This is a genomic window from Alcanivorax sp. NBRC 102024, assembly GCF_001602235.1.
In the GTDB taxonomy this organism is placed as follows: Bacteria; Pseudomonadota; Gammaproteobacteria; order Pseudomonadales; family Alcanivoracaceae; genus Alcanivorax.
This window is the reverse complement of record NZ_BDAS01000030.1, coordinates 1-766: the sequence shown is the minus strand read 5'-3', so window position 1 is coordinate 766 and position 766 is coordinate 1. Positions and strand designations below refer to the sequence as shown.

General features: G+C 55.9%; 1 protein-coding gene and 1 rRNA gene. One reads left to right on the top strand and one right to left on the bottom strand.

All coding sequences use genetic code 11. The features are described 5' to 3' along the window. The first annotated feature begins 48 nt into the window (after positions 1-48). Positions 49-285 (top strand): hypothetical protein, encoded by a 237-nt coding sequence (locus A0251_RS17080; RefSeq protein WP_062818038.1) that lies wholly within the window; start codon positions 49-51, stop codon positions 283-285. Between the two features lie 345 nt (positions 286-630). Here the strand turns inward: A0251_RS17080 and rrf are convergent. Next, a 5S ribosomal RNA gene (gene rrf, locus A0251_RS17075) occupies positions 631-746 on the bottom strand. Positions 747-766: the final 20 nt, after the last annotated feature.

Genomic DNA, 766 nt, shown 5'->3' with positions numbered 1-766 from the left:
CTCCCGGCCGCACCCTGAAAGCCTTCTAATCCAAAGGGAGCAGAGAGCATGTTTCTCAAAGAGCGGAGCAGCGGCCACCTGGTGCAGGTAGTCGAACCCACGGAACTGGTCAACCCTTTACGCACGCAGATTAGCGGGCGCTATCATCACGGCGAAGAAGCCCAGGAAGCGGAGCCATTCAACAAGGCCGATCTGGTGTTTCCGTCAGGCGAGACGCTTCCCCGATGCTGGGTGGATCCCCATTATCGGGATGATGAAATCCCCAGTACCGGGATGGGAGTCTAGATCTGACATTTGGGCCGGGCTGCGCCAACCGGATTTTGACCAGAGGCCAGGGCTTCAAAGAGACAATAAACCCGTTGGAGCCATGCTTGCATGGCGAGGGGTAGTTTTCCGCTTCTGGGTTCTAGGTTGGAGTTTGAGGCTTTGCGGGGCGTGATGACCTACAGTGTGTGACGAGCATGCTCGTCATCCCTTCGGGACGCCTTCGGCGCACCAAGCTGGCCCCTGCGGGGCATCGCTTGTCACATGGCGACTTCGTCGCAAGGTAGGGAGAGGAGTTCACCGTATCCTAAATACAAAAAAAGCCCCCTAGCATACTGCGCTAGGGGGCTTTTTCTGTATTTAAGAGCCTGACGATGACCTACTCTCACATGGGGAGACCCCACACTACCATCGGCGATATGTCGTTTCACTTCTGAGTTCGGCATGGGATCAGGTGGTTCCAACACTCTATGGTCGTCAGGCAAACTGGTTTAGCTATCCA

Excerpts from the sequence above, each read along its gene's own strand:
- A0251_RS17080 (WP_062818038.1), top strand. The coding sequence starts at position 49 with ATGTTTCTCAAAGAGCGGAGCAGCGGCCACCTGGTGCAGGTAGTCGAA.